Source organism: Streptomyces sp. NBC_01352 (assembly GCF_036237295.1).
Lineage (GTDB): Bacteria > Actinomycetota > Actinomycetes > Streptomycetales > Streptomycetaceae > Streptomyces > Streptomyces plumbiresistens.
In genome coordinates this window covers 5,229,820-5,242,549 of record NZ_CP108354.1, presented here as the reverse complement: position 1 = coordinate 5,242,549, position 12,730 = coordinate 5,229,820, and the positions used below count along the sequence as shown (strand labels likewise).

Here is a 12,730-nt window from a genome sequence, read left to right as displayed (position 1 = left end):
CAACCGACCGAAAGTTCCACACGTGTGGGTGACGAAGCGTTCCGTTGCAGTGACGTAACGTCGCAGCGTGATCGAACCGCACGCGCCCGCCCCGCCCGGCACCACGCCGCCCTGGGCGGGCCCCGCGCGGCTGCCCGTCCGCCCGGGCACGGGCCGGTTCCTCGTCCTCACCTGCGTCTTCGTCTGCGCGTCCTGCGGATTGGTGTACGAGCTCCAACTCGTCGCCCTCGCCACCTATCTGATCGGAGACTCGGTCACCCAGGCGTCCGTCGTCCTGTCCGTCATGGTCTTCGCGATGGGCATCGGCTCCCTCGCCGCCAAACGGCTGCGATGGCGGGCGGCGGCCGCCTTCGGCGCGGTGGAGGCGGCACTCGCCCTGGTCGGCGGGTGCAGCGCGATGGCCCTGTACGCCGTCTTCGCCTGGACCGGCGACTGGGGCGGCCTGTGGGTGAGCGGCCCCCGCTGCCTGCTGGTCGCCTTCTCCCTGGCCATCGGCCTGCTGATCGGCGCCGAGGTCCCGCTGCTGATGGAGCTGATCCAGCGCATCCGGCGCCAGGACGCGGGCGGTGCGGTGGCCGACCTGTTCGCGGCGGACTACGTGGGCGCACTGGTCGGCGGCCTGGCCTTCCCGTTCCTGTTGCTCCCGCTGCTGGGCCAGTTGACCGGCGCCCTGCTCACCGGGACGGTCAACCTCATCGCCGGCGGGGCGCTCGTCCTCGGCCTGTTCGGCCGCGACCTGACCCGCCGCGCCCGCTGGTTCCTGCTGCTCACCAACGTGGCCGTGTTCGCCGTCCTCGCCACGGCCGCCGTCCTCGTCGACGACTTCGAGCGGGCCGCGCGGCACGCGGTGTACGGCCAGGACGTACGGGTCGCGCTGCAGAGCGACGTCCAGGAGATCGTCCTCACCGGCGGCACCGACGGCCGCCCCCTCGACCTCTTCCTCGACGGCCGGCTCCGCGTCAGCGGACGCGACGAGTACCGCTACCACGAGGCCCTGGTCCACCCCGCGATGAACGGCCCGCACGCGCGCGTGCTCATCCTCGGCGGCGGCGACGGACTCGCCGCCCGCGAGGTCCTGCGGTACGAGGGCGTCCACCGGGTCGACATCGTCGAAATCGACGAGGAGGTCGTCCGGCTCGCCCGCCGCGACCCGGCCCTCGCCAGGCTCAACGGCCACGTCTACGGCGACCCGCGCGTCCACGTGAGAACCGCGGACGCCTTCCACTGGCTGCGCGGGGCGCCGCCGGCGACGTACGACGTGGTGATCTCGGATCTGCCCGACCCGGGCATCACGGCGAGCACGAAGCTGTACTCGCAGGAGTTCTACGGCCTGGCGCGGCAGACGCTGGCGGACGGTGGCCGCCTGGCGGTGCACGCCGGTCCGGTCGCCTCCCGTCCCCGCGTCTTCTGGACGGTGGACACGACCATGCGCGCGGCCGGCCTGCGCACCGCCCCCTACCGCGTCGGCGGCCGCGACTCCGGTTTCGCCGCGGGTCCCGACCGCTCGGCCGGCGCGTCCAGGGCCCCGCACGACTGGGGGTTCGTGCTCGCGGCACCGGGCGAGCGGCCGGCCCTGCGGCTCGACCCTGCCGGGCCGCGGCCGCGGACGATGACCCAGGCGACCCTCGCGGCGGACGCGCGGGCGGCCGCGAGGGGCAGGGTGGAGGGGTTGCCGGCTTCGACGCTGGTGCATCCGCGGTACTGAGGGCGGGCGGTATGGCCCGTAAGGGGGCCGGTGAGGGGCCCGATGAGGAGGCCGGCAAGAGGGCCGGCACCGACGCGCGGGCACTTTCGGCCAACGGGGGTGCACTACGGCGCTCACTGGGTAGTCTCGGCTGACATGGAGCATGAGGTGTTCGTTCCGGTTCCGGTCGATCGGCTCAGGGAGGCGCTGGCCGACCCCGCGCGGGTCGCCCGGGCGGTCCCCGGGCTCCAGCAGGACGCCGGTGCCGAACCCATCGCGGGGCGGCTGAAAGTGCGCGTCGGCAGTCACTCCGTCACCTACCGCGGCTCCGTGCGGGTCTCCGGGCAGGACGACGGCTCGTACGCCGTCGAGGGCGAGGCCGTCGAGGCGCGCGGCACCGGGGCGGTGAAGCTCGCGCTCACCATTCGTGTCCGGGAGGCGGACGAGAGTTCGGACTCCGGCTCCGGCTCCGGCTCCACGGTGACGTTTGACGGTACGGCGTCCGCGGACGGCCGCGTCACGGAACTTCCGTCGGACGCGGTGGCATCGGCGGTGGGACGGCTGCTGAGTCGGTTCGCCGAGAATCTGGGCGTTGCGGCGGAGGAGCCGCAGGAGCCGGAGGCCATGAAGGCGCCCGAGCCGCAAGCGCCCGAGCCGCAAGCGCCCGAGCCGCAAGCGCCCGAGCCGGAAGCGCCTGCAGCAGTTCCTGAACCCCCCTCCGTCTTCGAGACCGAAGACCTCACGGAGCCCGTCGTGCCGCCCGCCGAGGCGGCGCATGCGCGGCGGACGATGATCGGGCGCAGTGCGGAGGAGGTCGACCACGCGCCGCCGCGGGGGCGGTACGCGCCTGTTCCCGCGCCGCACACCGGCGGGGCGAACTCGGCGCTGCGGTGGGCTGCGCCCGCTGCGGCGGTGGTGCTGGCTTCGGCGATCGTCGTGGGCAGGGCGTTGCGTCGGCGTCGCTGAACAGTGGCCCGGGCGTGGGGGCTGGAGAGGGGTGGGTCGCCTGCCCGGCGCTGCGGGGTGCCGCTGCGCCCACCCGTGCCGCCCCAGCGGCACGACTGCCCGCAGCTACGGCGGCGGTACGGCGTGCCCCGCGGCTACGCGAGTCCTACTCGCCCCGCCCTCTTGATCAGCCCAGTAGGGTCGTCACGTGAGTAGCGAAGACATCAGGCTGACCGCGGGTGACGCGGAAGTGATCGTGCAGCCGGGGAACGGTGGCCGGGTGGGAGGGCTCCGTGTCGGCGGGGTCGAACTCCTGCGGCAGGGCGAGCGGTTCGGCTGCTTCCCGATGGTTCCCTGGTGCGGCCGGATCAGGGACGGCCGGTTCCGGGACGGGGCGACCGTCCATCAGATGCCGCTCAACAACCCGCCGCACGCCATCCACGGCACCGTGCGCGAGGGCGTCTGGCGCACGGCCCGCGTCACCGGGGACGAGGCGGTCATCACGTACGACCTGGTCGAGCCGTGGCCCTACCGGGGCCGCGTCACCCAGGTCGTCGCCCTCGCCGAGGACGCCCTGACGCTGACCATGTCCGTGGAGACGTACGACTCGTCCTTCCCGGCCCAGATCGGCTGGCACCCCTGGTTCAACCGGAACCTGGGGCAGGAGGACGCACAGCTGGACTTCAGCCCCGCCTGGCAGGAGGAGCGCGGAGAGGACCATCTGCCGACCGGCAACCGGCTCGACCCGAAGCCCGGCCCCTGGGACGACTGCTTCGGCATGCCCGGCGGTGTCGACGTCACGCTCACCTGGCCGGGGCAGCTGGAGCTGAAGGTGGCCAGCCGCGAGGAGTGGGTCGTGGTGTACGACGAGCAGGAGGCGGCCGTGTGCGTGGAGCCGCAGACCGGCCCGCCCAACGGGCTGAACACGCTGCCGCGCCTGGTCACGCCGTTGGAGCCGCTCGAAGCCGCCACCACCTGGACCTGGCGTCGCCTCTAAGCTGACAGGCATGAGTGACGTACGCGGCGAGCTGCTGCAGCAGATCAAGGACAAGGCCGTGGTGCACGGCAAGGTGACCCTGTCGTCGGGTCTCGAGGCCGACTACTACGTCGACCTTCGGCGCATCACCCTCGACGGGGAGGCCGCTCCGCTGGTCGGGCAGGTGCTGCTCGACCTGACCGCCGACCTGGAGTTCGACGCGGTGGGCGGGCTGACCATGGGCGCCGACCCGGTCGCCGCGTCGATGCTGCACGCGGCGGCCGCTCGCGGGAGGAAGCTCGACGCTTTCGTCGTACGCAAGGCCGCGAAGGCGCACGGGCTGCAGCGGCGGGTCGAGGGCCCGGAGATCGCGGGCCGCCGGGTGCTGGTCGTCGAGGACACCTCCACCACCGGCGGTTCCCCGCTGGCCGCCGTGGAGGCGGTGCGCGAGGCCGGTGCCGAGGTCGTCGCCGTGGCGACGATCGTCGACCGGGCGACCGGGGCCGCCGAGAAGATCGAGCAGGGCGCGGGTGTCCCGTACCTCTTCGCGTACTCGAAGGACGAGCTGGGTCTGGACTGACCGCAGGATGGACCATCCGCCCAAGTCTGGAAAGATGGGGCCGACGATGACGTCACCCTCAAGGTCTAGGTCAGGGCCGTAGTAGCAGAACGCCAACCCGCATACCAAGGAGCGGACAGATGCCCATCGCAACCCCCGAGGTCTACAACGAGATGCTCGACCGGGCGAAGGCAGGCAAGTTCGCCTACCCGGCCATCAACGTGACCTCCTCCCAGACCCTGCACGCGGCCCTGCGCGGCTTCGCGGAGGCGGAGAGCGACGGCATCATCCAGATCTCGACGGGTGGCGCCGAGTTCCTGGGCGGTCAGCACAGCAAGGACATGGTGACCGGTGCGGTCGCCCTGGCCGAGTTCGCGCACATCGTCGCCAAGAAGTACGACATCACCGTCGCCCTGCACACGGACCACTGCCCCAAGGACAAGCTCGACGGGTACGTACGCCCGCTGCTGGCCGTGTCCGAGGAGCGGGTCAAGGCCGGGCAGAACCCGCTGTTCCAGTCCCACATGTGGGACGGCTCCGCCGAGACCCTCGCCGACAACCTGTCCATCGCCCAGGAGCTCCTGGAGCGCGCCCGCGCCGCCAGGATCATCCTCGAGGTGGAGATCACCCCGACCGGCGGCGAGGAGGACGGCGTCTCGCACGAGATCAACGACTCCCTGTACACGACGGTCGACGACGCCGTTCGTACCGTCGAGGCCCTCGGTCTCGGTGAGAAGGGCCGCTACCTGCTGGCCGCGTCCTTCGGCAACGTGCACGGCGTGTACAAGCCGGGCAACGTGGTCCTGCGTCCCGACCTGCTCAAGGAGCTGAACGAGGGCGTCGCCGTCAAGTACGGCAAGCCGGCCGGCTCGCAGCCGTTCGACTTCGTGTTCCACGGCGGCTCCGGCTCCACCGCGGAGGAGATCGCGACCGCGCTGGAGAACGGCGTCGTCAAGATGAACATCGACACCGACACGCAGTACCACTTCACGCGCCCGGTCGTCGACCACATGTTCCGCAACTACGACGGTGTCCTGAAGGTCGACGGCGAGGTCGGCTCCAAGAAGACCTACGACCCGCGCACCTGGGGCAAGCTGGCCGAGGCCGGCATGGCCGCGCGCGTCGTCGAGGCCTGCGGACACCTGCGCTCCAGCGGCACGAAGATCAAGTAACGCGCACGATCACGATTGCGTCGACCCCGGTGCTACTGCACCGGGGTCGCTGTATACCTGGGGCATGCCCGATGTCCGGCTGGCCTCGCCGCAAGGCAAGTGGATCCTGTTCACCACCGTCCTCGGCTCCAGCATGGCCCTGCTGGACTCGACCGTCGTCAACGTCGCCCTGCCCCGCATCGGCCGCGACCTCGACGCGGACCTCGCCGCCCTCCAGTGGACGATCAACGCGTACATGCTGACGCTGGCCGGGCTGATCCTGCTGGGCGGTGCGCTCGGTGACCGGTTCGGGCGCCGGAGGGTCTTCGTGATCGGCGTGCTCTGGTTCGCCGCCGCCTCCCTGCTGTGCGGGATCGCCCCGAACGCCGAGTTCCTCATCGCCGCCAGGGCGCTGCAAGGGGTCGGGGGCGCGCTCCTCACACCGGGTTCGCTCGCCATCATCCAGGCGTCCTTCCATGCCGACGACCGGGGCCGGGCCGTCGGCCTGTGGTCCGGGTTCGGCGGGGTCGGGGCGGCGGTCGGGCCGTTCGTGGGCGGGTGGCTGGTGGACGGGCCCGGCTGGCGGTGGGTGTTCCTGCTCAACGTGCCGCTGGCGCTGCTGTGCGCGCCGATCGCCGTACGGCATGTTCCCGAGTCGGGGGACGGCCGTGCGCACACCCGCTTCGACGTGCTGGGTGCGGTGCTCGGCGCGTTGGCGCTCGCGCTGGTGACGTATGCGCTGATCGAGGCCCGGGCGGGTTCCCTCGTCGTCGTGCTCACCGCCGTCCTCGGTGTGGCCGCCGCCGTGGTCTTCGTGCTCGTCGAGCGGCGCAGGGCCGATCCGATGATGCCGACGGACATCTTCGCGTCCCGCCAGTTCACCGCCGTCAACCTGGTCACGCTGTGCGTGTACGCGGCCTTCGGCGGCTTCTTCTTCCTGGCCGCGCTCCAGCTCCAGGTGGTCGTCGGCTACTCCGCCCTCGGCGCCGGTACGGCACTGCTGCCCACGACCGCCCTGATGCTGCTGTTCTCCGCCCGCTCGGGCGCCCTGGCCGACCGCATCGGGCCGCGCATCCCGCTCACCGTCGGGCCGCTGCTGTGCGCCGCCGGGATGCTGCTGATGCTGCGGGTCGGTCCGGACGCGTCCTACCTCGCCGACGTGCTGCCCGCGCTGCTGGTCCTCGGGCTGGGGATGGTCACCCTGGTCGCGCCGCTGACGGCGACCGTCCTCGGGTCCGTGGACACCGCGCGGGCCGGGCTGGCCAGCGGCATCAACAACGCGGCGGCCCGGGCGGCCGGCCTGATCGCGGTGGCGGCGCTGCCGCTGATCGCCGGGATGGGGGAGGAGGCGTACCGGTCGCCGGGGGCCTTCGACGACGCGTTCGGGCGGGCGATGATGGTGTGTGCCGGAGTGCTGGTGGTGGGGGCCGTGGTCGCCTTCGCGACGGTGCGGACGCCTCCGGCGGACTGCCGCAGGCCGGAGTGCCGGACCCACGGGTCGGTGACGGCGCCGCCGCTGGAAGGGGTGCGGGCGCGGAAGCGGCTGGCCTAGCCGGGTGCGGGTGCGGGTCTGGTGCCGGGGAGGTGGGTTGCGCAGCCCGGCGCTTGCGGGGTGCCGCTGCGCCCACCCGTGCCGCCCTGCGGCACGACTGCCCGCAGCTGCGCTGACGCGCAGGACTGCCCGCAGCTGCGCTGACGCGCAGGACTGCCCGCAGCTGCGCTGACGCGCAGGACTGCCCGCAGCTGCGCTGACGCGCAGGACTGCCCGCAGCTGCGCTGACGCGCAGGACTGCCCGCAGCTGCGCTGACGCGCAGGACTGCCCGCAGCTGCGCTGACGCGCAGGACTGCCCGCAGCTGCGCTGACGCGCAGGACTGCCCGCAGCTGCGCTGACGCGCAGGACTGCCCGCAGCTGCGCTGACGCGCAGGACTGCCCGCAGCTGCGCTGACGCGCAGGACTGCCCGCAGCTGCGCTGACGCGCAGGACTGCCCGCAGCTGCGCTGACGCGCAGGACTGCCCGCAGCTGCGCTGACGCGCAGGACTGCCCGCAGCTGCGCTGACGCGCAGGACTGCCCGCAGCTGCGCTGACGCGCAGGACTGCCCGCAGCTGCGCTGACGCGCAGGACTGCCCGCAGCTGTGCTGGCGCGCAGGACTGCCCGCAGGTGTGCTGGCGCGCAGGGCTGTCCGCAGGTGTGCTGGCGCGCAGGGCTGTCCGCAGGTGTGCCGACGCGACTGCCCGCGGGTGGGGGGGAATGGAGGAGACTGGGCTCCATGTCCATTCACGAAAACCTCCTCGGGGGACCGCCCCCGACCCACCTCCCCGACGACCCGGAGCCGCGCGAGCTGCTCGCGAACGGCACCGCGCCCGCGGACGTCGCCGCGAAGTACCCGACCTCCTCGCTGGCCTGGGCCCAGCTGGCCGACGAGGCCTTCGAGCGGGGCAGCGTCGTGGAGTCGTACGCCTATGCCCGCACGGGCTACCACCGCGGCCTGGACAGCCTGCGCCGCAACGGCTGGAAGGGCCACGGCCCGGTTCCCTGGGAGCACGAGCCGAACCGCGGCTTCCTGCGTGCCCTGCACGGCCTCGCCCGCGCCGCGCAGGCGATCGGCGAGCAGGAGGAGTACGAGCGCTGCTCGCAGTTCCTGAAGGACTCCTCCCCGGCGGCCGCCCAGACCCTGGGCTGAGACGTTCCTCGGTACGGCCCGCCTGCGCGATCAGGCGGGCCTTGCCTTTTCGGCGGACCATCGAAGAAGATGCCCGGCGGGGACCGGGGCCCCCGTGTCGGTAACGGCAGGGGCGGACCGCTACCCGGAGTACACAGCAGGAGACAGCGATGTCCCAAGAGGCTCACGAAACCCAGGAGCCCGAGACTCCGCATCTCGACTTCAACGGCACGACCCCGTACGAGGACTACGTACAGGCGGACGTGCTCACCCACCTTCAGCACACCCTCTCCGACGACCCCGGAGAGATGGTCTTCCTGGTCACGACCCAGGTGATGGAGCTGTGGTTCACGGTCATCGTCCACGAGTGGGAGACCGCCGCGCGGGCCCTTCGCGAGGACCGGGTGCCGGTGGCGATCGCCGCGCTGAAGCGTTCCGTACGGGAGCTGGAGGCGCTGAACGCCTCCTGGAAGCCGCTCGGCCAGCTCACCCCGGCCCAGTTCAACGCGTACCGCTCGGCGCTCGGCGAGGGCTCCGGCTTCCAGTCGGCGATGTACCGCCGCATGGAGTTCCTGCTCGGCGAGAAGTCCGCGTCCATGCTGGTCCCGCACCGGGGCGCCCCCCGCGTCCACGGGGAGCTGGAGAAGGCGCTGCACGAGCCGAGCCTGTACGACGAGGTGCTGCGGCTGCTCGCGCGGCGCGGGCACGCGATCCCGGCCGCCGTCCTGGACCGTGACGTGTCGCGCCGCTACGAGCCGTCGCCCGAGGTGGAGGAGGTGTGGACCGCCCTCTACTCCGGTGACGAGAGCGACGACCTGGCCCGCCTCGGCGAGGCGCTGACCGACGTGGCCGAACTGGTCTGGCGCTGGCGCAACGACCATCTGGTCGCCACCCGGCGCGCGATGGGTGCCAAGACCGGCACGGGCGGTTCCGCCGGGGTGGCCTGGCTGGAGAAGCGCGCGCAGAAGAACGTGTTCCCCGAGCTGTGGACGGCGCGGTCCCATGTCTGACATCACTGAACTGGCCTTCAAGGCCCGGGAGTTGGACGCCGGTGACGAGCTGGCGGGGGTGCGCTCACAGTTCGTGCTCGACACTGCGTCTGATCATGCGGCTGACGCCGCGGGCGTCTACCTCGACGGGAACTCGCTCGGCGCACTCCCGGCGGCCGTCCCCGGGCGGGTCGAGGACGTCGTACGGCGGCAGTGGGGCGAGCTGCGCATACGGTCCTGGGACGAGAGCGGCTGGTGGACCGCGCCCGAGCGGATCGGCGACCGGATCGCCCCGCTGGTGGGGGCGGCGGCCGGGCAGGTCGTGGTCGGCGACTCGACAAGCGTGAACGTGTTCAAGGCGCTGGTGGGGGCGGTGCGGCTGGCCCGGCTCAGCGGCTCCGCCCGTTCCGTTCCTTCCGTCCGTTCCGCCCGCGACGAGATCGTCGTCGACGCGACGACCTTCCCCACGGACGGGTACATGGCCGAGTCGGCGGCCCGGATGACCGGCTGCACGCTGCGTCCGGTGGCGCCGGCCGACCTGCCGGGGGTGCTGGGCGACCGTACCGCCGCCGTCCTGCTGAACCACGTCGACTACCGCACCGGCCGGCTGCACGACCTGCCCGGTCTCACGGCCGCCGTGCACGCGGCGGGCGCGGTCGCCGTGTGGGACCTGTGCCACAGCGCGGGCGCCCTGCCGGTCGGGCTCGACGAGCACGGCGTCGACCTGGCCGTCGGCTGCACCTACAAGTACCTGAACGGCGGCCCGGGTTCACCGGCGTACCTCTACGTCCGCCGCGAGCTCCAGGACCGCTTCGACTCCCCGCTGCCCGGCTGGAACTCCCACGCCGAACCCTTCGGCATGCGCCCCGACTACGAACCGGCGCCGGGCGCCCTGCGCGGCCGCGTCGGCACGCCCGACATCCTCTCCATGCTCGCCCTGGAGGCGGCCCTGGAGGTCTGGGACGGCGTCTCGATCGACACCGTCCGCGCCAAGTCCCTCGCCCTGACGGACTTCTTCCTGGAGTGCGTCGCGCGGTACGTGCCGCCGGGCCGGGTGGAGTCGCTGACGCCGGTGGCCCATGAGGAGCGGGGCAGCCAGGTGGCCCTGCGGTGCGCGGATGCCGGGGAGGTCATGAAACGGCTGATCGAACGGGGGGTCGTCGGGGACTTCCGGCGGCCGGACGTGCTTCGGTTCGGCTTCACGCCGTTGTACGTCGGGTTCGGGGATGTGGAGCGGGCGGCGGGGGTGCTGGGGGAGACGCTGCGGGTCAGTGCAGGAAACGGTTGACGAACTGGCTGAGCCCGGTGACGGCGGCGAGTACGGCGGTGACACCGCCCGCTCCCGTCGTCAGCGCGGTCAGCAGGCTCCGCACGACGGTCCGGTTGGGTTCCGGCTGCTGGAGCTGGGCCCCCAACTCCCCGGTGACCTGCCGTAGTTCCTCGGCGTCGGGAAGGGCGTCGGCGTACTGGCTCAGCAGGCGTTGGAGTTCGTCCAGGCGGGTCCGGAGTTCGAGCGTGTCGGGCGGGACGGGGGCCGCGGTGTAGTTCGCCGTGCCGCCGGGGGCGTAGGCGCCGGAGTTGGTGAAGTTCTTCGCCTTCACGCGGTTGTCGTTTCCCTGGGGTCCCTGGGGCATTCCCTGTCTCCTCTGGTGGGTCGGTCCCGGTGGGTCAGTTCGGTGCGGCCTGGCGGGCACCGCCGCCTCCGCCGCCCGAACGGGCACTTCCGCCGGGGGCGTAGGCGCCCGAGTTGTGGAAGTTCTTGGCCTTCACGCGGTTGTCGTTCCTGACGCTGTAGTCGTTGTTGGTGGTGAAGTTCTGGACGAGGTTCTGCTGGAGCCGCTGGAAGTTCTCCGAGTCGATGCCGCGGGACTCCAGGAAGTCGCCGACCGTGTTCAGCAGGTGCTGCTGTGTCGTGTGCAGGGCGCGGCTGAGGTCCCGGCCGAGGAAGTACGTCCCCTCGTTCAGACCGCAGGCGAACTCCCGGACGCTGTACTGGGCGCCGTAGTCGAACTGGTAGCCACCCCGGACGACCCGCCGCTGCCGGCGCCTGCGGGCCGCCGCGGCACGGGCGGAGGAGGCACGCCGCGCCAGCGCCCTCGGTGCGCCCAGCAGCGCGGGCAGCAGCCGGGGCAGTGCCTGCGCCCCGGCGCGTACGGCGGATCCCGCGCCCGTGCGGTGGGGGAGGAGGTCGACCGCGTAGTACCCCGGGAGCATCGGCAGCAGGGCGTACGCCGACCACTCCAGGTACAGCGTGCCGCTCACCTGCACCGCTCGTAGATACATCGTGACCACCAACTGGCCGCTCCAGGCGGGGATCTCGATGCTCACGTAGGAGCGCCGGGTCGCGCCCAGGCCGTCCGGCATCGTGCGCATGACGTGCGGGGCGACCCGGGTGAGCGGAGGCTGGTCGGGAATCGGGAGCAGCCTGCGGTCCAGGGCGACGTTCAGCCCGTCGACGAAGAGGCGCTCCTCCACGCGCAGGTTGTTCAGGCCGATGCCACGGGCCGCGGCGACCAGTTCGTCGTACAGCTCGCCGGTGGTGAACGGCCGGGGCGGGCGGCGTCCGCCGTCCGGGCGGGGCGTGCCCTTGCGGATGTCGATCGGCATGTCCCACTCGTCGACCTGGAAGCCGCTGCCCGCGAAGGGGCAGTAGTTGGAGCAGACGATCAGGTTCCCGGCGGGCCGTTCGGCCACGGCGGCGAGGCGGTCGCGGGCCCGGGAGGCAGGCGGGTCGGGTGCCTGGGACGGTCGGTAGTGGTTCGCCGCCAGTCTCCGGCGCAGGACCAGGTAGTCGGTCACCCAGATGTCGACGGCCACGGCCAGCCAGCCGAGGAGGAGGGCGGGCAGGGCGCCGAGGGCGTACGGCTGCCAGTCGATCCGCGGCTGGTCCGACGTGAACTCGTCCAGGTGGGCGTGGACGCCGAGCCCGATCAGCGCGACCGCGCAGAGCAGCATGCCGGCGAGGACGAGGTCCCGGGCGAGGCGGCGCCGGCGTGCGGCGAGCGCCCAGCGGGTGACGACGCCCAGGTCGGCGCCGAAGACGGGGGCGAGGGCCCGGTAGGGCTCGTCGACGACCTGGCGTACCACCAGTTCCGCGAACCAGGGGTCGAGCTGGGTGGCCGCCGCGAGGTGGCGGGTGGTCATCGAGCGGGCGTCGTCGTCGACGGGCGGAGGCGGGGCGTGGCTCGGCGGGGGCGGGGGCGTGGACAGGCCCGGGGCCGGGTCTCGCCCGGCTGCCGCGGCCGCTTCCCGGCGTCGGCGGGCGTCGCGTACGTCGGTGACGGTGGCGGTGTCGTGCACGGAGCGGTGGGCGGGCCCGAAGGCGGCTGCTCCGTCCTCGCCGACGAAGGTCAACTGCACTGAGCCGAGCCGAAGTTGGTCACCATGGGTGAGCCTGACCGGCTGTCCGGGCGGGATCGGCGTGCCGTTGTGCAGGACGCCGTTGCGGGAGCCGAGGTCGTTCAGCCAGACTCCGTCGCTGCCCTGCCGTAGTTCGGCGTGGCGTTTGCTGACGTCCGGAGAGTCCAGGCGGATGTCGCCGAGTCTCCCCATGATGTGCGTGCTGCGGCTCAACCCCCAGGTGACCCCGGCGAACTGCACTGGCTCGGTGATCTCCAGATAGGGCGGCCGGACCCCCGTCCGCGCCATGACTCATCACTCCCCGTTGCCGAGACGCATGTAAATGGTCTCGGTTGAGAGCCATGTTCCTCGTAGGGCGATGTGTCCGGCAACGGACAAATTTGTGGGGTGGTGGGAAGAGG

11 protein-coding genes are annotated in these 12,730 nt (G+C 72.4%); 9 read left to right on the top strand and 2 right to left on the bottom strand.

Annotated elements, in window-relative coordinates; translation table 11 throughout:
- The first annotated feature begins 67 nt into the window (after nucleotides 1-67).
- The 9 genes from OG252_RS24300 (at nucleotide 68) to kynU (ending at nucleotide 10,257) form a co-directional block, all read left to right on the top strand.
- On the top strand, nucleotides 68-1,705 hold the full coding sequence (locus tag OG252_RS24300) for a polyamine aminopropyltransferase (protein WP_329338655.1): 1,638 nt from the start codon (nucleotides 68-70) through the stop codon (nucleotides 1,703-1,705).
- A gap of 135 nt (nucleotides 1,706-1,840) precedes the next feature.
- Nucleotides 1,841-2,650, top strand: a complete 810-nt coding sequence (locus tag OG252_RS24295; protein WP_329338653.1) for an SRPBCC domain-containing protein — start codon at nucleotides 1,841-1,843, stop codon at nucleotides 2,648-2,650.
- Between the two features lie 187 nt (nucleotides 2,651-2,837).
- Nucleotides 2,838-3,626 (top strand): aldose epimerase family protein, encoded by a 789-nt coding sequence (locus OG252_RS24290; RefSeq protein WP_329338651.1) that lies wholly within the window; start codon nucleotides 2,838-2,840, stop codon nucleotides 3,624-3,626.
- A gap of 10 nt (nucleotides 3,627-3,636) precedes the next feature.
- Complete coding sequence (gene pyrE / locus OG252_RS24285; RefSeq protein WP_266436226.1) at nucleotides 3,637-4,185, top strand: orotate phosphoribosyltransferase; 549 nt, start codon at nucleotides 3,637-3,639, stop codon at nucleotides 4,183-4,185.
- A gap of 119 nt (nucleotides 4,186-4,304) precedes the next feature.
- Complete coding sequence (gene fbaA, locus OG252_RS24280; protein ID WP_266436224.1) at nucleotides 4,305-5,336, top strand: class II fructose-bisphosphate aldolase; 1,032 nt, start codon at nucleotides 4,305-4,307, stop codon at nucleotides 5,334-5,336.
- Between the two features lie 64 nt (nucleotides 5,337-5,400).
- A complete protein-coding gene (locus tag OG252_RS24275; protein ID WP_329338647.1) occupies nucleotides 5,401-6,867 on the top strand; it encodes an MFS transporter in 1,467 nt (488 codons plus the stop codon).
- A gap of 720 nt (nucleotides 6,868-7,587) precedes the next feature.
- Nucleotides 7,588-8,001 (top strand): DUF3151 domain-containing protein, encoded by a 414-nt coding sequence (locus OG252_RS24270; RefSeq protein ID WP_266436220.1) that lies wholly within the window; start codon nucleotides 7,588-7,590, stop codon nucleotides 7,999-8,001.
- A 149-nt stretch (nucleotides 8,002-8,150) separates the two neighbouring features.
- Nucleotides 8,151-8,990: a tryptophan 2,3-dioxygenase family protein gene (locus tag OG252_RS24265; protein WP_329338645.1), complete on the top strand. Its 840-nt coding sequence runs from the start codon at nucleotides 8,151-8,153 to the stop codon at nucleotides 8,988-8,990.
- Nucleotides 8,983-10,257, top strand: coding sequence for a kynureninase (gene kynU, locus OG252_RS24260; RefSeq protein WP_329338643.1), 1,275 nt, complete (start codon nucleotides 8,983-8,985; stop codon nucleotides 10,255-10,257). Before OG252_RS24265 ends, kynU begins: the two co-directional genes overlap by 8 nt.
- Here the strand turns inward: kynU and OG252_RS24255 are convergent.
- Together OG252_RS24255 and OG252_RS24250 are read right to left on the bottom strand one after the other, a co-directional pair.
- The gene (locus tag OG252_RS24255; RefSeq protein ID WP_266436217.1) at nucleotides 10,238-10,603 is read right to left on the bottom strand and encodes a DUF5955 family protein; all 366 of its coding nucleotides are present in this window, start codon (nucleotides 10,601-10,603) and stop codon (nucleotides 10,238-10,240) included. The genes kynU and OG252_RS24255 overlap by 20 nt on opposite strands.
- A gap of 34 nt (nucleotides 10,604-10,637) precedes the next feature.
- Nucleotides 10,638-12,617, bottom strand: a complete 1,980-nt coding sequence (locus tag OG252_RS24250) for an FHA domain-containing protein (protein WP_329338640.1) — start codon at nucleotides 12,615-12,617, stop codon at nucleotides 10,638-10,640.
- Nucleotides 12,618-12,730 lie beyond the last annotated feature (113 nt).